General features: G+C 59.7%; 16 protein-coding genes and 1 riboswitch. Of the genes, 8 read left to right on the top strand and 8 right to left on the bottom strand.

The features are described from left to right. Positions 1–33: 33 nt before the first annotated feature. Positions 34–606, bottom strand: a complete 573-nt coding sequence (ecpA, locus tag G5221_RS17495; protein WP_421209844.1) for a common pilus major fimbrillin subunit EcpA — start codon at positions 604–606, stop codon at positions 34–36. A 472-nt stretch (positions 607–1078) separates the two neighbouring features. On the opposite strand from ecpA, the gene G5221_RS17490 reads away from it, so the two are divergent. Both G5221_RS17490 and G5221_RS17485 read left to right on the top strand, forming a co-directional pair. After that, positions 1079–1702, top strand: a complete 624-nt coding sequence (locus G5221_RS17490; protein ID WP_236302647.1) for a response regulator transcription factor — start codon at positions 1079–1081, stop codon at positions 1700–1702. Positions 1703–1707: 5 nt separating this feature from the next. Next, positions 1708–5292: an ATP-binding protein gene (locus tag G5221_RS17485; RefSeq protein ID WP_421209847.1), complete on the top strand. Its 3585-nt coding sequence runs from the start codon at positions 1708–1710 to the stop codon at positions 5290–5292. 34 nt (positions 5293–5326) lie between these two features. Here G5221_RS17485 and G5221_RS17480 read toward each other — a convergent pair whose 3' ends face one another. Continuing rightward, a complete protein-coding gene (locus tag G5221_RS17480) occupies positions 5327–5767 on the bottom strand; it encodes a hypothetical protein (protein ID WP_252656574.1) in 441 nt (146 codons plus the stop codon). 171 nt (positions 5768–5938) lie between these two features. Between G5221_RS17480 and G5221_RS17475 the strand changes: the two genes are divergently transcribed. From G5221_RS17475 to G5221_RS17465, 3 genes are all read left to right on the top strand, one after another. Then, complete coding sequence (locus G5221_RS17475) at positions 5939–7612, top strand: LytS/YhcK type 5TM receptor domain-containing protein (RefSeq protein WP_421263634.1); 1674 nt, start codon at positions 5939–5941, stop codon at positions 7610–7612. A gap of 46 nt (positions 7613–7658) precedes the next feature. Continuing rightward, entirely contained in the window at positions 7659–8402 is a 744-nt protein-coding gene (locus tag G5221_RS17470; RefSeq protein ID WP_421263633.1) for a LytR/AlgR family response regulator transcription factor, read from the top strand. Between the two features lie 109 nt (positions 8403–8511). Beyond that, positions 8512–9702 carry an MFS transporter gene (locus tag G5221_RS17465; protein ID WP_421263632.1) on the top strand — a complete coding sequence of 397 codons (1191 nt, stop codon included), beginning with the start codon at positions 8512–8514 and terminating at the stop codon, positions 9700–9702. A gap of 73 nt (positions 9703–9775) precedes the next feature. On the opposite strand, the gene G5221_RS17460 is transcribed toward G5221_RS17465, so the two are convergent. The 4 genes from G5221_RS17460 to G5221_RS17445 all read right to left on the bottom strand — a co-directional run bounded on the left by G5221_RS17460 (position 9776) and on the right by G5221_RS17445 (position 12703). Beyond that, positions 9776–10900 carry a 5-(carboxyamino)imidazole ribonucleotide synthase gene (locus tag G5221_RS17460; protein ID WP_421263631.1) on the bottom strand — a complete coding sequence of 375 codons (1125 nt, stop codon included), beginning with the start codon at positions 10898–10900 and terminating at the stop codon, positions 9776–9778. Further along, a complete protein-coding gene (gene purE, locus G5221_RS17455; RefSeq protein ID WP_421172822.1) occupies positions 10897–11406 on the bottom strand; it encodes a 5-(carboxyamino)imidazole ribonucleotide mutase in 510 nt (169 codons plus the stop codon). The genes G5221_RS17460 and purE overlap by 4 nt, the downstream gene beginning before the upstream one ends. 63 nt (positions 11407–11469) lie before the next feature. Next, on the bottom strand, positions 11470–11772 hold the full coding sequence (locus tag G5221_RS17450; protein WP_005321666.1) for a P-II family nitrogen regulator: 303 nt from the start codon (positions 11770–11772) through the stop codon (positions 11470–11472). A 4-nt stretch (positions 11773–11776) separates the two neighbouring features. Beyond that, positions 11777–12703 (bottom strand): sodium-dependent bicarbonate transport family permease, encoded by a 927-nt coding sequence (locus G5221_RS17445; protein WP_421263630.1) that lies wholly within the window; start codon positions 12701–12703, stop codon positions 11777–11779. Between the two features lie 109 nt (positions 12704–12812). Here G5221_RS17445 and G5221_RS17440 point away from each other — a divergent pair, with 109 nt between their 5' ends. The 3 genes from G5221_RS17440 (at position 12813) to murI (ending at position 16743) form a co-directional block, all read left to right on the top strand. Beyond that, positions 12813–13715 carry a LysR family transcriptional regulator gene (locus G5221_RS17440; RefSeq protein ID WP_421209856.1) on the top strand — a complete coding sequence of 301 codons (903 nt, stop codon included), beginning with the start codon at positions 12813–12815 and terminating at the stop codon, positions 13713–13715. Positions 13716–13750: 35 nt separating this feature from the next. Then, a riboswitch (cobalamin riboswitch) is annotated at positions 13751–13929 on the top strand. 51 nt (positions 13930–13980) lie between these two features. After that, entirely contained in the window at positions 13981–15831 is a 1851-nt protein-coding gene (locus tag G5221_RS17435; RefSeq protein WP_421263629.1) for a TonB-dependent receptor domain-containing protein, read from the top strand. 108 nt (positions 15832–15939) lie between these two features. Continuing rightward, positions 15940–16743, top strand: coding sequence for a glutamate racemase (murI, locus tag G5221_RS17430; protein WP_421263628.1), 804 nt, complete (start codon positions 15940–15942; stop codon positions 16741–16743). 7 nt (positions 16744–16750) lie between these two features. On the opposite strand, the gene G5221_RS17425 is transcribed toward murI, so the two are convergent. Together G5221_RS17425 and G5221_RS17420 are read right to left on the bottom strand one after the other, a co-directional pair. After that, complete coding sequence (locus tag G5221_RS17425) at positions 16751–17242, bottom strand: RNA recognition motif domain-containing protein (protein ID WP_005339200.1); 492 nt, start codon at positions 17240–17242, stop codon at positions 16751–16753. Between the two features lie 304 nt (positions 17243–17546). Further along, a partial coding sequence (locus tag G5221_RS17420) for a hypothetical protein (RefSeq protein WP_421263627.1) occupies positions 17547–17759 on the bottom strand: 213 nt, incomplete at its 5' end.

Genomic DNA, 17759 nt, shown 5'->3' with positions numbered 1-17759 from the left:
CCGCAGGGCCCCGAATGGTATGCGGTGAATGACTCAGACCCAGTTCGCAACGAACTCGACGTTGACTTCGCCGCTCCACAGGCCATCCGGCAGGGCATCAAAGGTGGTGGTGCTGCCGTTGGCGGTGGCGCTCTCGATGTTGAAGGTGAAAGAACCCTGGGCCGTGGTGCGCTGCGCATCGTTCTGGAAGCCGTTGGCGATGGGGGAGAGGTTGCCACCAGTGATGCCGGCCGCCGTGTCGATCAGCGTGGTATAGGCGGTGGTGCTGACCGGTGCGCCGCCCCACAGCACGCCCACGTCGACAGTGGAATCGCCACCCAGGTGATTCAGAGTGCCGTTGAGCTTTTTCGCCTTCAGGGTGAAGGAGGTGGCGCTGGCATCCCCCTTGATGGCGACATCGAACAGGCCGTTGACGGTGTTGAACCCCTTGATCCCTTCTGCATATTGGAAGGAGAGGCTGGAGAGCGGGGTTACCACCAGCTCGGAGGTGGTGTCTTTCTTTGCGGTGGCCTGCCAGGTAGCTACGGCGGAGGCTTCCACGGCAGCTTGAGCGGTAGCGGCAAAGCCCAGTCCAGCGATGGTCAGTGCAATCAGAGTCTTCTTCATTACGATATTTCCTATATGTTTTCTGATAGGCGGCGCAGGCCACCTAGTTGATTGATTGCCCGCCATGGGCATCTCATTGCCCCCGGTGACGATTTGACCAAGGGAGGCAGCCGGCCTTGGAACATGTTGTTCCTCGGACCAGCTCGTTTTTTCTTCGACTAAGATAGCGATAGGACTTGCCTGGATCGATTGATTGCTGCGTAGGAAAAATCTTAAAGGGGTGGGGAGGTAGTGATGGGGAGCTAGGAATCCGCCGTAGTAAACTCGGCTGGCAGAGAGGGTAAACGAAGTACAGAATAAATAACCGATTGATAAATATATGAAAAATAATAAGGATATAATCAGCGCCAGCTTTAAAATTTGTGATTTATTAGTTTTTAACATCTTATGAACATCAAGGGGGCTGTATGGTATAGCTGCTTGATTTATAGTTAATATACTACTTGGGAAGGACTAAACAGCAGGTTTATATATGTCAAAGATATTGATTGTAGATGATCACCCAGCAATAAGAATGGCTGTGAAAATGCTGCTTGAACAGGATGGACATCATGTTTTAGCAGAGGTTGATAATGGTGTTGATGCTATTTCTGCAGCCAAGATAAACCGACCCGATATCGTGGTTCTTGATATTGGAATTCCCAAGCTGGATGGTATCGAAGTCATTAAAAGACTCAAGCTGCTGGATATAGGTACCCGGATCTTGGTGCTGTCTGCCCAATCGACCCACCATATTATGGTGCGTTGTCTGCAAGCCGGTGCTGAGGGTTTTTTGTCCAAGCTGGATGATTTGTCTTTATTGAAGGATGCGATAGCAAAAATAGAAAAGAAGCTGCTCTACTATCCTCGTGAGGTAATTGCCGGCGCCAGACATGCCCATACCGTCGATCGCGAGGATCTGCTCTCCAGCCTCTCTTCCCGGGAGATGAGCGTGCTGTTGCAGATTTGCCAGGGCCATGCCAACAAGCAGATTGCCCAGAGCATGCTGCTGAGCGAGAAAACCGTCAGCACTTACAAGACCCGGCTGATGAAGAAACTCAACATCACCAACATCGTCGATCTGATCAGTCTGGCCAGACGGCAGAAGCTGTTGTGAGCGCGATGAAACCACTGCTGTTACTGCTCGTTCTGATCTGTGCTTGGCCATTGTCGGCCAGGGCGCAAGCAGAGCCGCTGCTGCAAGTCTATTCGCGGGATGGCGGGGAGTACCTAGATGCCAGCCCCTTGCCGCTGCACGGGGAGGAGTGGCGTTGGCTGCAGGAGCGTGAGCGGCTGATCCTGGGGGTGCCAAGACCCGATAATCCCCCCATGGACATCACCCTTCGTGCCAATGCCTATGAGGGGGTGACGGCCGACATCGTCGGCATGCTCACCCATTTACTGCATATCCAGATCCTGGTGAAGGGATACCCCTCCAGAGCGGCCGCCATCGAGGCGCTCAAGCGCGGGGAGATCGACTTGCTGAGCGCCTCGAACACTTATGAGCAAGAGCAGCAACTCCTGTTGACCGATAAATATATTGCAGATGATCCCGCCATTTATAAAAATATCGCTATAAGGGAACGAGAAATAAAGTCGGTGGCAGTCCCCGAGTATTATTTGCCATATACGGACATCATGCGCTATTTGTCAGATTATAAAGTGAAAATATATCCCTCCCGTTATAGTGCGCTCTCCGCCGTGGCTTATGGCCAGGCGGATGCTGTCATGGTGGATATGATCTCTGGTAACTTTATCGTCAACAAATTTTATCAGAGCAGCATTCAATTATTGAAGCCGCTTTATATCAATACTAATGGTTTTGCCTTTGCGCTCAATCCCAAAGACCGGCGACTCAAGAGAATAATAGACATAGCGCTGGGGGAGATCCTAGAGAGCAAGCGGGCGGAAGTGGCCAAGCGCTGGAATGGGGGAGGCCTCTCCATCGGTGCCAGCAAGGTCGGGTTGAGCCGCGAGCAGTGGGAATGGCTGGGCAGGCGGGAAAATATCCGGATTGCCGTCAACAGCGGCGTGCCACCCCTCAGCTTTCTCGACGTCAATGGCACCATGCATGGAGTGGTCGCCGATCTGCTGCAGGTCATTCGCGCTAAGCTGGGGGTGGAGATCGAGGTCGTGCCCGTCAAGACGCCCGAGCAGATGACCCAGCTGCTGGATGGCGGTCTGGTGGACGTAGGCGTACTGAGTCCGTCGGCGGATCGCAGGAACCGCTATCTGTTCAGCAGGGCCTTTGTCCTCGAGCCCCTGTCCTACGTGGTGGGGCTGCGGCACAAGGGCATGTCGCCCGATACCTTGCTCAAGTCCGGTACCGTGGCTGAGATCAAGGGGTATATCACGACGCAAGTTGTCTCGGAGGCTTACGGCAGGCTGACGACACGGCAGTTCGACAGAATTGAAGATGCGTTGCGCTGCGTGGCAACGGAAGTGTGCGACGTGACCGTGCTGCCGCTGCGGGTGGCCAAGTACTACATCAACAGCAAATTCCCCGACAGCCTGATCATCACGGGGGAATTGTTCGAATCCATTCCTATCGGTGCCGCCTTTGCGGTGTCACCCGATCATCAGATATTGCGGGACATCTTAGACAAGATCATCGCCATCATTCCTCCTGATGAGCTGGAGGGGCTCTCCAACCGCTGGCGGGTCAGTGCCCAGCAGGAGTCCATCTCCTGGCAGGAGTTGGTGCGGGAGTTCGGGGGCTTCATCGCGCTGATCCTGCTGTTGACTCTTTGGGTCGGCCTGTGGGGATTGTCGCTGCGCAAGCAGGTGCGTGAGCGGCGGCAGGTGGAGGGGGCGCTGAGCACCCAGCTCAAGTTCATTGCCGACCTGGTGGACGGGACGCCCCACCCCATCTATGCGCGGGATCTGGAAGGGGGGCTGGTCCTGTGCAACAGCAGTTACGCGAGCTTCTTTGGGGAACCCAAGGTCAGTCTGCTTGGTACGGGGCTGGATGACGTGCGAACGCGCTGGCCTTTTCTTGTCCCCCTGCTCGCAGACCTGGCCCTCTCCCGGAAGACCGGGCTTCCACAGGAGGGAGACCATCGCCTGATCATGCCAACGGGCGCAGTGGATGTGTACCACTGGGTGCAGCCTTATTACGATCTCGAAGGCAAGGTGCAGGGGGGCGTGGGGGGCTGGATCGACGTCAGTGAACGGGTGCGCCTGCTGGATGAGCTGGCGGTGGCCAGCCAGGAGGCCCAGGAGGCCAACCGCGCCAAGAGCACCTTCCTAGCGACCATGAGCCATGAGATCCGCACCCCCATGAATGCCATCATCGGCTTGCTGGAGCTGGCCCTCAAGCGGGGTAGGTTGCACGAGGAGGATCAGGCGTCCCTCACCATTGCCCATGGCTCGGCAAAGGATCTGCTGAGCCTTATCGGCGACATCCTAGATATCTCCAAGATAGAGTCCGGCCGGTTCGAGCTGGCGCCTGAGCCCCACGACATCGTGGCCCTGACCGAGTCGGTCGTCACCGTCTTCACCGCACTGGCCAGGCAGAAAAACCTGCGGCTGGAGCTGGTGACGGGAGAGGCGCACTGGGTAGAGATAGATGGCCGTTGCTACAAGCAGATCGTCTCCAACCTTATCAGCAACGCCATCAAATACACCGAGCGGGGGTCGGTCAGGGTGATGTTGGGCTCCAGGGTCAGCGACGGCTGGTGTACTCTGCAGCTCGTCATCAGGGATACCGGCATAGGGATAGCACCCGCTGAGCAGGCTCGGCTGTTCCAGCCGTTCAGCCAGGCCAGCCAGCCAGAGCACATTCAGCAGTCCGGCACCGGTCTGGGCCTGATGATCTCGCGCTCCCTGTGCGAGTCCATGGGTGGCTCCCTGGTGCTGGAGAGCGAGCTCGGGCAGGGGACCCTGGTCTGCGTCGAGATGAAGTTGCCCATGGCCGCGGCCGTGGTGCCGCCCCCGTCTGCCGACCGGGGACAGGCCGTGGAGGAAGGGCGAAGGCTGAAGGTTATGGTGGTGGACGATCACCCCGCCAATCGCCTGCTGGTGACCCAGCAACTGGCCTATCTGGGGCATGAGGCCAAAGCCGTGGCCTCGGGGGAGGAGGCCCTGCAGGAGCTTGCCGATACCCGGGTGGATGTCGTCATCACCGACTTCAACATGCCAGGCATGAACGGCTTCGAACTGACGCGGCAATACCGGGCGCTGGAGCGGCGCCAAGGCTGGCCGCGCTGCGTGATCCTCGGGCTGACGGCCGATGCGCGTCAGGAGCAGATCAACGAGGGGCAGTCGGCGGGCATGGATGACTGCCTGTTCAAGCCGATCGGACTGGAGGCGCTCGCTCAGAGCCTGCGGCGACATATGCAACGTGAAGATCAGAGCCACATTGCCACCTGCATGCGGGAGATAAGGCAATACCTCGGGCCGCTGACGGCGCACCAGTCGACCCTGATGGTGCCTCTGCTGGCCGAGTTTGTCCGTGCCAGTGATGACGACCTGCTGGGTCTGCAGGAGGCGGCACAGGCGGGGGACGTCGGCCGCTTCATGGACAAGGTGCATAGGCTCAAGGGCGGCGCCAGGATCATGGGTACCCTGAAACTGGTCGCCACGTGCGGTGAGATAGAGTCCTGGACACTCGACGAAGAGACGCTGCCGGCAGCGCTGGCACGGCTGCGCCAGGACTACGAGGTGGTCAGGCTGGCCGCCACTCGGCTCCAGAACGTGGACGAGTAAACCTGAAGGCATGCGGGGCATGCCTTCAGACTGCTCAACCGAGCCAGTAGACCATCAGCTCATAGGCGGCCTCACCCACCTGGTCCGGCCTGGCTGAGGGGGCCTGATAACTCAGGTAGTAGCGGGTCGCCTGTGTCAGGGGCAGGGGATGGGTTTCGGAGAGCGGTTGTCCATTTAGGGTCAAATGGATTTTTTTGCCGTCTTGCTGTGGCAGGGTGCCATAGAGTTTGCGGGCTTGCAGTCGATAGGTGGTGTTGAAATCCGGGTGACTGAGGTCGGCAGCCAGGCTCTGGACGGGGGCCTGTACCGGGTCCGAGTTGATGGGCTGGAAGCCGGGGTGGGTGAGGGATACTTCCATGTTGGTCTCTTTGCTGGCGGTGGCTTGCCAGTTCAGCTGGCCCACCTGCGCATTGGCGTGAACGGCGGCGCTGCTGCAGCCAATCATCAATGCCAGCACCATGTTTTTCTGAAACATAGTTATCTCCTGTGTCGGACTGGGCTCCACTTGGCGGGAGCCTACTCTTATCGGCCACCATTCCAGAAAGCTGAACCCGTCAGCTGATATTCGGCAATGAGCCAGCAGGAGATAAGGGGTATGATCTTGCACCTCGATACATCTCTTTTCCATTGATACGGGATCTCACTCTTGCTTGAAAATCAGATGATGCTGCTGGCGGTGTTCGAACGGGCGGCGCTGATGCTGATGACCCTCTTCTTCCTGACCCGCACCCGGCCGTTCCAGCGGCTGTTCCAGAAGCGGGATCACACCCCGGCAGAGCTGGTGCTGGTGGCCTCCATCTTCGGCCTGTTTGCGGTGTTCAGTACCTACACCGGCATTCCGGTGGAGGGGGCGCTGATCAACGTGCGGATCATCGCCATCATCTCGGGCGGCATCCTGTTCGGCCCCTGGGTCGGCATTCCGGCCGGGGTTATCTCCGGCCTGCACCGCTACCTCATCGACATGGATGGCCACACTTCCATCCCGTGTCTTATCGCAAGTATTATCGCCGGTCTGCTCGCCACCTGGCTGCACCTGCGCTGCCGCAAGTCGCGGCTCTGGCTCTACGGCATTCTGGCGGGAATGCTCTGTGAAGGGCTCACCATGCTGCTGATCTGGCTGCTGACCGAGCCCCATGAAGTCGGGGTGGAGATCGTTAACCACATCGCCTATCCGATGATCGCCGGGGCGCTCTGCATCGGCCTTATCATCAAGCTGGTGCAGGATCTGGATGACGAGAAGGAGCTGATTGCTGCCAAGCAGGCCAAGCTGGCGCTCGATATCGCCAACAAGACGCTGCCTTTCTTCCAGAACATCGATCGCCACTCCCTCAGTCAGGTGTGCGATGTGATCCGGCGCGACATCAGCGCCGATGCGGTGGCCATCACAGATACCCATGACGTGCTGGCCTATGTCGGGGTGGGCAAGGACTATTACGAGCTGGAGGAGCACCACGCCATCAGCGGCATGACCCAGCAGGCGGTGCTGCTCGACCAGATCATCATCAACAACGATCTGCGCCAGTATCACCTCTCCGATTTCCACTCGGTCATCATTATTCCGCTGCGGGAAAACGGCTCGGTGAGCGGCACCCTCAAGATCTACTACCGCCGCACCCACAGCATCACCAGCTCCCTGCGGGAGATGGCGGTGGGCCTCTCCCAACTCATCTCCACCCAGATGGAGGTGTCGCGCATCGAGCAGTTGAAAGAGATGACCCGCAAGGCGGAGTTCACCGCCCTGCAGAGCAAGATCAACCCGCACTTCCTGTTTAATGCCCTCAACGCCATCTCGTCGCTGATCCGCATCCGGCCCCAACAGGCGCGCCAGCTGATCGCCAATCTGGCGGACTACCTGCGCTACAACCTCAACAAGGGGGATGAGCTTATCGACATTCAGGAGGAGCTGCAGCAGGTGCGCGACTACGTGGCCATCGAGCAGGCCCGCTTCGGCGACAAGCTGGAGGTGGTGTTCGAGGTGGACGATGTGCACATTCAGGTGCCGAGTCTGTTGTTGCAGCCGCTGGTGGAAAACGCCATCCTGCACGGCATCCAGCCCCGCAGCGCGCCGGGTCGGGTCACCATCGAGGTGAAGCAGCTGGCGGGCGGCATCCGGGTATCGGTACGAGACACCGGTTACGGCATCAGTCAGGCGGTGATCGACGGGGTCGCCGCCGGTCGGGTGGAGAGCCGCAGCATCGGCCTGATGAACGTGCATCAGCGGGTCAAGCTGCTCTATGGCGATGGCCTGCATCTCAAGCGGCTGGAACCGGGTACCGAGGTGAGTTTCTATCTGCCGGATCAGGAGTCGATGCCATGCTGAGTGCCATCATGGTTGAGGATAAGTGTGTGCCGCGAGAGGTGTTGTCATGCTGAAAGCGATCATTGTGGAAGACGAGTATCTGGCTCGCGAGGAGTTGATCTATCTGGTGAATCAGCACAGCACCATAGAGATAGTGGCGAGCTTCGAGGATGGGCTGGAGGCGTTCAAATACCTGCAGAATCACGAGGTGGATGTGGTGTTTCTGGATATCCAGATCCCCTCCATCGACGGCCTGCTGTTGGCCAAGAACCTGCACAAGTCGAGCCATCCGCCCCACATCGTCTTCGTCACCGCCTACAAGGAGTTTGCGGTGGAGGCGTTCGAGCTGGAGGCGTTCGACTATATCCTCAAACCCTACAACGAGCCGCGCATCATCAATTTGCTGCAAAAGCTCGAGCATGCGGGCAAGTCGCAGCCAGCCACCACGGGGGAGGCGAGCGGCGAGGGGAGCAGCCCCCACAATCGCACCGTCAATCTAGTGAAGGGGGAGCGTATCATCGTCACCCCCTGCGAGCAGATCTACTACGCGGAAGCCGACGAGAAGCTGACCCATGTCTACACCCGTGATGACCGCTACGTGATGACCATGACCATCAGCGAGTTTGTCAGCCGGCTGCCTGCCGAGGGGTTCTTCCGTTGCCACCGTTCCTACTGCGTCAACATCAACAAGATCCGCGAAATCGTCCCCTGGTTTAACAGCACCTATCTCATCCGGCTCCATGATCTGCCGTTCGAGGTGCCGGTCAGTCGCAGCAACATCAAGGCGTTCCGTCAGCTGATGCGGCTCTGATTGTCATTCATTCCCGCCGATCTGCATTTCATGCCTTAATCGATCGGCGCGAGCTGCGTCTTGCCTATAGTGGCCTCAATTTCCTTAAGGCCATCGACCGAGACGCATCATGACCAAAGAGATGAACCGCACCCGGTACCTGACACTGATCGGTACCATCATCACCCAGTTTGCACTGGGTTCTGTCTATACCTGGAGCCTGTTCAACGCCCAGCTCTCCGACAAGCTGGACGAGCCGGTGAGTCAGGTCGCTTTCGCCTTCGGCCTGCTCAGCCTCTCGCTGGCGGTCGCTTCCTCCATGGCGGGCAAGCTGCAGGAGCGGTTCGGGGTGCGCAACGTGACCCTGGGCGCCGGCGTGCTGCTCGGCATCGGCTTCTTCCTCACCGCCCATGCCAGCAATCTGGCGATGCTCTACCTCTGCGCGGGCATTCTGGTCGGTTTTGCCGACGGTACCGGCTACCTGATGACCCTCTCCAACTGCGTGAAATGGTTCCCGGAGCGCAAGGGGCTGATCTCTGCCTGTTCCATCGGTGCCTATGGCCTCGGTAGCCTCGGTTTCAAATACATCAACCTGCTGCTGCTCTCCAGCTCCGGCCTTGAGACCACCTTCCAGCTGTGGGGGCTGATCGCCATGTCCATGGTGCTGGCGGGCGGCATGCTGATGAAGGATGCGCCCAAACAGGCCGCTTCCGTGCAGCAGAGCGAGAGCCGTGACTTCACTCTGGCTGAGGCGATGCGCAAGCCGCAGTACTGGATGCTGGCGCTGATGTTCCTCACCGCCTGCATGAGTGGCCTCTATGTCATCGGCGTGGCCAAGGATATCGGCGAGAAGATGGTGGGTCTGCCTGCTGTAGTCGCCGCCAATGCCGTCGCCATCATCGCCATGGCCAACCTGGGTGGCCGTCTGGTGCTGGGTATCCTCTCCGACAAGATGTCCCGCATCCGGGTTATCACCATCGCTCAGCTGATTACCCTGGCGGGCATGGCACTGCTGCTCTTCGTGCCGCTCAATGCCAACCTGTTCTTCGTGGCGGTCGCCTGTGTGGCGTTCAGCTTCGGCGGCACCATCACCGTCTACCCCTCGCTGGTGAGCGACTTCTTCGGTCTCAACAACCTGACCAAGAACTACGGCGTCATCTATCTGGGCTTTGGTCTGGGCAGCATCATCGGCTCCATCGTGGCCTCCCTGTTTGGCGGCTTTATGGCGACCTTCCACCTGATCCTGGTGTTGCTGGTGGTGGCGCTGGTGCTCTCCCTCACCATTCGCCTGCCGGCACCGGTAGCGGTGGAGCGGGCCTGATAAGCCTCCCTGCCACAGCAAGCAAAAACAGAGACCCGGGCCATGCCCGGGTCTTTGCATTTCCGATGGTCGATCAGTGCGGTGCTAGCCCCAGCAGCTGGCGGGCCTTGCGGCAGCTTTCCTCCACCGTTGACCAGTCGTCACCGGTTACCGTGATATGACCCATCTTGCGGCCGGGGCGGGGTTCGCCCTTGCCATAGAGGTGCAGATGCAGGCCGGGCAGCGCCAGCAGGGCAGCCCAGTCGGGTGTGCCGTTCTGCCAGAGATCTCCCAGCAGGTTGATTAACAGGGCGGGCCGCACGGCGATCTGCTCCGGCAGCGGCATATCGCACAGGGCCCGCACCTGCAACTCGAACTGGCTGCATGCGGCGTTGTCGAGGCTGGGGTGACCCGAGTTGTGGGGGCGGGGCGCCAGCTCGTTGACCAGCAATTTGCCTTCCACCAGAAAGAACTCCACCGTCAGTACCCCCACGTAATCGAGGGCGGCAATCAGTCGCTCGGCTATTGCTTTGGCTTCGCTCTCCAGCACCGGCACGTTAGCCGGGGAGCGAGTCTGGTCGAGAATGCCGCCGCTGTGCCAGTTTTGCACCAGCGGCAGGGCGCTGATGGCACCGCTCGGACTGCGCGCCAGGGTAAGGGCAAATTCCCCCTCCAGCGCCAGCCGTTGTTCCAGCACGCAGGGGACGCCACTGGCTGCCAGCGCCGTCGCCAGCTCATCCAGATTGTTCACTTGCCACTGCCCCTTGCCGTCGTACCCTTCGCGGGCGGTCTTGAGGATGGCGGGCAAGAGTTCGCTGGCCTGTGCGGGGATGGGCTCTTCCGGCAGTAGCGCCAGATAGCGGGCGACCGGGATGTCAGCTCCGCGCAGAAAGGCTTTCTCCTCGCGGCGATCCTGACAGATGCGCACCGCGCTGGCGCCCGGGCGCACCGGCTTGTGTTTTTTGAGCAGCGCGAGGGTGGCTGCGGGCACGTTCTCGAACTCGCAGCTGATGGCCTCGCAGCGGCTGGCCAGCTCGTGCAGGGCGGTCTGGTCATCATAGGAAGCGACAATATGGTGATCGGCGGCGGCACCGGCGATGCTGGCTGGGTCGGGATCCAGCACCACCACCTTGTAGCCGAGGCGGTGAGCGGCCATCACGAAGTAGCGGCCAAGCTGGCCGCCCCCCAGCATGCCGAGGGTGGCGGGGGGCAGGATCATGTCGGCTCCTCCAGTTGCAGCGTCAGCACCCGATCTCGCTCGCGGGTGCGGAAGTCGTCGAGCTGCTGCCGGTAGCGGGGGGCGTCGTCATCCCGGGCGACCGAGAGCAGAGAGACCGCAAACAGGGCGGCGTTGGCGGCCCCCGCCTCGCCGATGGCGAAGGTGGCGACGGGTACCCCTTTGGGCATCTGCACGATGGAGAGTAGCGAGTCCATTCCCTTGAGATGGCGTGATGGGATGGGCACCCCCAGCACCGGAAGAGTGGTCTTGGCGGCGACCATGCCCGGCAGGTGGGCGGCGCCACCGGCTCCGGCGATGATGGCGCGCAGGCCGCGCTCGCAGGCGGTGGCGGCATACTCGAACAGCAGATCCGGGGTGCGATGGGCCGAGACCACCTTAGCCTCGTAGGGCACGCCGTGTTCCTTGAGGATGCGGGCGGCAGCCTGCAGCACTGGCCAGTCGGAGTCGGAGCCCATTACCAGGCCGATCAGGGGAGGGGTGTTCATTTTTTCTGAATCCTTGCTGTTAAACGTTTGCTTTTGGTAAACAAAAAGAGCCGGCAAGCCGGCTCAGAATTTCTCGGGTCGCACGATTTCGACCGGTTGCAGAAAGGCGATCATGGCGTAATCGGGGTAGTAGCGACTCTGCAGGTGGGCCAGCAGCCGCTCCGCCTGCTCCCGACTGCAGATCGCCTCCAGCCGGATGTTGCCGCTCTCGCTCCAGCTGGCGTTGCGCTCGCCATGATCCCCACGGCCGCGGGCATCTGTGATGGTGTAGCCGCGCAGCCCCTCGCGGGTGAGGGTGCGCAGCAGGGTAGGCTCCAGATTGGCTTCCGTAATGACGGTCAGCAGGGTGCGGGTCTCGGTCTGCATGTGGCTACTCCGTGAAGTGGCGGGCCCAGCTGTGGTAGAGCGGGATCCCCAGCATGATGTTGAACGGGAAGGTGACCCCCAGCACGGCGCTGAGGGACAGCCCCGGGTTGGCCTGGGGCACGGCGATGCGCATGGTGGCCGGCACGGCAATATAGGAGGCGCTGGCCGCTAGGGTGGCCAGCAGGGTCAGTCCGCCGAGGGAGAGGCCCATCAGCTGGCCAGCTGCCAATCCCAGTCCCGCCGAGGCGAGCGGCATCAACAGGGCGAAGCCGAGCAGGAAGAAGCCATGCTTGCGTAAGTCCTGACACTGACGGGCGACGATAAGGCCCATCTCCAGCAGGAACAGCGCCAGCGCCCCCTTGAACAGGTCGACAAACAGCGGCTTGAGCGGAGCAATTCCATCCGGCCCGGCCAGATAGCCGATGGCCATGCCTCCCAGCAGCAGGGTGACCCCTTTGCCGAGGAAGGTCTCGTGGGCCAGCATGCGCCAGCGGGTCTCGCGGCTGATGCCGCGGGCCAGCACTATGCCCACCAGAATGGCGGGGATCTCCATCACCGCGAGGAAGATCGAAAGCTGGGATTCAAAGCTGATGCCCCGTTCGGTGAGCCAGTTCACTCCGACTGCGAAGGTAGCGACGCTGACCGAGCCGTAGTGGGCGGCGGTGGCGGCGGCATCGACCCGGTTCATCTTGAGGCGCAGCACGGCAAAGCCGAGCAGGGTCTGCACCACGCCGAGCAGGATCACCAGCGCAAGTTGCGGCAGCAGGGGTTGCAGGGATTGCTGGGCCAGACCGACGCCGCCCTTGAGGCCGATGGCCAGTAGCAGAAAGAGAGAGAGGGTGTCGTAGAGGGCGGGCGGCAGCTTGAGCTCGGAGCGCGCCAAACCGGCCAGCAGACCAAACAGAAAGAAGAGTACAACAACGTCCAGCATGATGGTTCGCAGGGCAGTTCAGATAATGTTTGCATGCTAGAGCCCGCAATGTTTCGATAAAATCAGATTCTCGCTGATGGTTGTTCGGTAAAAACTGATAGGGAACGGCATGCTCAACTACAAACAGCTCTACTACTTCTGGCATGTGGCGCGCTGCGGCAGCGTGACGCAGGCCGCCGAACAGCTGCATCTCACGCCGCAGACCATCAGCGGTCAGGTGGCCGAGCTGGAGCAGTCCCTCGGGGTGGCGCTGTTCAACCGGGTGGGGCGGCGTCTGGTGCTGACCGCTGCGGGTCGGCAGGCGCAGGAGCAGGCGGGGGCGATTTTCTCGCTCGGCGCCGAGCTGGAGCACACCCTGCGCCACGCCAGTCAGGAGCTGACAATGCAGGTGGGGATCGCCGATTCGGTACCCCGCACCCTGGCGTTCGAGCTGCTGGCTCCGGCTATGGCGCTGGCAACGCCGCTGCGGCTGGTGTGTCACGAGGAGCGGGCCGAGCAGCTGTTCAGCGAGCTGGCCCGTCACAAGCTGGATATGGTGCTGATCGATCGCCCGCTTCCTCCCGACAGTGGTGTACGTGGCTACAACCACGAGCTGGGGCGCAGCCCGCTGGCGCTGTTTGCCAGCCCCGAGTTGGCGGCGCGGGCGCGGGACGGTTTTCCCGCCTCGCTGGAGGGCTTGCCGCTGCTGATCCCCGGAGAGAAGTCTGCCACTCACGATCGGCTGCTGGAGTGGTATCGCCAGCAGGGTATTCATCCCCATCTGGTGGGACAGTTTGATGATTCCACCCTGATGAAGTCGTTCGGCAAGGCGGGGATGGGGATCTTCCCGGCACCGCTGGCAATGGCTGACGAGATTGGCCGTCTCTACGGAGTGGAGCGGATTGCGACCCTCACCGACGTCACACTCTCTTACTATCTGGTCTCGGCAGGGCGCCATCTCTCCCATCCCGGGGTACAAGCGGTAATGGAGGGGGCCCAGCTGCGGCTGACGGTGCTGGCTGGCAAGAAATAGAAATCTGGATGGCTATACATCCAGCTTGGCTCTGCCTATAATCCTCCCGCTTTGGCGCATCATGCTTAATAGGGAATCCGGTGAAAATCCGGAGCTGGCGCGCAGCGGTAAGGGGGAACGAAGCGACATCAGGGCACTGCCGTCAGGCGGGAAGCCGTCGCCGTAGGCCATCAGCCCCCGAGCCCGAAGACCTGCCAGAGTTCGTATTTCGGGCCGAGAGAAACCGGCCACGAAGTAGATACTTACGCGAACTTAAGGATCTCTCATGTCGAAGAAATTTCTGGCGGCTGCCCTGTTGCCGACGGCGGCGTTTGCCCAGCAGCTGACCATTCCCGTCAATCCCACCATGGTGGTGACCGCTACCCGCGTCGCCCAACCTGCCTCCAGCGTGCTTGCCCCGGTCAATGTGGTGACCCGGGACGAGATCGATCGCCTGCAAGCCCAGACCGTGACCGATGTGGTCAAGACCCTGCCCGGTGTGGAAGTGGTCAGCAATGGTGGTCGAGGCCAGCTCAGCTCGCTGCGGGTGCGTGGTGGCACTTCTTCCCAGACGCTGGTGCTGGTGGATGGGGTGCGCAGTGCCTCTTTGACCGCCGGGATGACCGAACTGAACAATCTGCCACTCAATCAGGTCGAGCGGATCGAGTATATCCGCGGCCCGCGCGCCACCATCTACGGCTCCGACGCTATCGGTGGGGTGATCAACATCATTACCCGTCCCGACAAGGGGACAAATCAGCACAAGTTCAATATCGGTGCTGGTTCCCATCAACAGCGTCAGGCCGCTTTCAGTAGTGCCAGCCAGGTAGGTGAGGCGGGTCAGCTCAAGGTGGCTGGCGGTTTTGATGATGAAGAGGGTTACAACGTACACCCCTTGCCCGGCATCAACGATGGTGACCGTCACGGGCATCAGGGCTACAACGCCATGCTGGACTACCAGCAGGCGCTCGGCAGCAATTGGGATCTGTTCGGTACGACCCGCTGGTTCCGCAATGTGGCCCAGTATGCGGGGTCTGATACAAACTATGCGCCGCATCGAGCCGAAACGTGGACTGAAAACCAGAGCTATCAGCTGGGGTCGCGCTATCACGATGATCGCTATCTGAGCGAACTGCGCGGCGCCTTCTCCAGACAGGATGCCTACGACTATCTCGACAATAGCGGCCGTGATCAGGCCAATAACCGAACCTACACCCGCCAGTACAGCCTGAACTGGGTCAACAGCTTGAAATTGAACGAGAGCTGGACGCTGGGAGGCGGGGCCGATTGGCAGAGTGATCGACTGGATGATCGCTCCCGCTCCTCCGGCGCCACATATCCGGCCGACGCCAAAGAGCGGGACAATACCGGCCTCTATGCCCTTGCCCAGTTCGACAACCAGACCTGGCAGGCCGAGCTGAGCGGCCGCAGTGATGACAACGAGCAGTTTGGCCGCCACAACACCTGGCAGACCGGCGCAGGCTGGCGTTTTGTCGAGGATTACCGCCTGAGTGCCCGCTACGGCACCGGTTTCCGCGCCCCCTCCTTTAACGACCTCTACTATCCGGGGTCAGGCAATCCCAACCTGAAGCCGGAAGAGTCGAAGAGCAGCGAGCTGATGCTGGACGGTCAAACCGCTGGCGTGGAGTGGCGAGCCACCGGTTATCGCAACGACTTCGAACATATGATCCAGTGGGCACCCAACAGCCAAGGTATGTGGACACCACAGAACGTTGGCAAGGCGCGAATTGAAGGGATCGAGCTGGAAGGGGAGTTTGATACCGGCTGGGTGAGTCATAGGGTCTCTGCCGAATACAAGGATCCCAAAGACAAGGTAACCGACAAGCAGTTGCAGCTGATCTCCCGCAAAGGGGCCAAGTGGGTGACGCAGGCGCAGTGGCAGCAGTTTGATGGTTCATTGAGCTGGATCTATCAGGGTGAGCGCTATGGCGATGTGGCCAACACCACAACACTTGGTGGCTACAGCGTGTGGAATCTGGCGGTCGGCTACAAGGTTACGCCGGCACTCAAGGTATCGGGCAAGATCAATAACCTGCTGGACAAGCACTATCAGACGGCGGTGGGTTACCCTGCCGATGAGCGCGCTTACTACGTGACAATGGATTACTCACTCTAAGCCGGACCCGGCCAAGCGGAAAAATCAGGGGCCCTGCCATTGGCAGGGCCTTTTCTATTGGCGGCAGGCGGGAGTATGATCACCGCCTTGCACCAAAGGGGAGCTCAAGTGGCCAATATTCTCGTGTTTGATTCCGGTATGGGTGGCCTGACCATCTACCGGGAGATCCGCCGCGTTCTGCCGGCACACAACTATTTCTACTGCTTCGACAACGCCAACTTCCCCTATGGTGAATTGAGCGAGCCCGCCCTGATTGCTGCCTGCACCCGCTTGGTGACCACCATGGTGGCCCGTCATCATATCGATCTGGTGGTGATTGCCTGCAACACGGCCAGCACCATAGCGCTGCCGGCCCTGCGCGAGGCACTGGATATTCCCGTGGTGGGGGTGGTGCCAGCCATCAAGCCCGCCGCTGCACAGACTCGCAACGGTTGTATCGGTCTGCTGGCCACTCCAGGCACCGTCAGCCGCGACTATACCCATGAACTGATCGCCCAGTTTGCTCCCGGCAAGCGGGTGCTGCTCAAGGGCACCACCGAGCTGGTCATAGAAGCCGAACACAAGCTGGCGGGCCTACCGGTCAATATTGCGCTGCTGCGCGAGGTATTGGCCGACTGGCTGGAGGGGGAAGAGAAGCCGGACACGCTGGTGCTTGGTTGCACTCACTTCCCGCTACTCAATGAAGAGATTGGGCAACTGATGCCGCAATGCCAGCTTGTTGACTCGGGCAGTGCCGTTGCCAAACGGGTGGCCTGGTTGCTGAGCAATGGCGGGCATGCCACCGTGCAGCCTGTACATATAGAAGAGGTGATTGCCAGGGCTTACTGTACCCGGCTGGATGGGGAGGCCCAAAAACTGACAGCCCCCTTGCAAGCATGGGGGCTGTCATCATTGGAAGAGGTGAAGTACTGACGAGCGGTTAGGCGTCAGTTTCGCTACCTTCCCTTTCCTCTTTATCACGTTTGTCATTCGCTTCACGCACCTTGAGGGTGCGCTGCTGATACTCTTTGTCATTCAAAGCGGCAATCGCTTTGGCGGCATCGGCGGCGGGCATCTCCACGAAACCGAAACCTCTGCGCTTGCCGGTTGCCTTGTCCTTCATCAACCGCACGGAAATGACCTGGCCCTGCTCGGCAAACAATTCGCGCACTGCGATCTCATTGGCGCGATAGGGCAGGTTGCCTACATATAAGGTGCAAGTCTCCTGATTGGCGATCGACTCGGCGACATTAGCCGGGGTTCGCTTCAGGAACAGCGGTACCACGAAACCGCCGATGGCCAGACCTGCTGCAAAAATCACTTCCGCTTTCAAAGAGAACTGCAGGGCCTGGGCAACCAGGTAGCCAACCACTGCCAATACCAGAGCAAGGATTGCGGCCTGCATATATACGGGAAACTTGGATAAATTCATCTTAAAAGACCTTTTGTAAATGAAAGCAAAAAAGGTGCAACACTATATTCACCTCCATGGTAACCAGCTTTCCTGATTGGCGCTACCATGGACCACTCGGGAGAGGTTATCGGCTCCAGTATGGCATTCCCAAGGACACTAAAGGCGACATAAATGACGCTAAAATGGGAGTGAAATAACCGGATTGTGGATAACGTTGTATATATACACTGAATAAGCTGTTTCTAATTGAATAATTTGAAATTTTCGTGATTTTCTTCAAAAAAAGTCTTGTCATCGCAGCGTCGCTCCCTATAATGCGCCCCTACCAGCACGGCGGAACACGCCAACCTGATGAGTCAGCTTCCTTGCGAAGCAGGCGCCGAAAGAAAAGCGAAAACAATCGCTTGACTTTCGAAGTGAGAAGCGTAATATGCGCCTCCTCAACGCGATAAGCGTGACGCTCTTTAACAATTTGAATCAAGCAATCTGTGTGGGCACTCACAGCATCGAGCATCAAAAACAATTTTTGATTTTC

It is taken from the genome of Aeromonas sp. 602200 (assembly GCF_049173895.1).
GTDB classification, from domain to species: Bacteria; Pseudomonadota; Gammaproteobacteria; order Enterobacterales; family Aeromonadaceae; genus Aeromonas; species Aeromonas veronii_A.
This window is presented reverse-complemented; position numbering and strand designations above follow the sequence as displayed.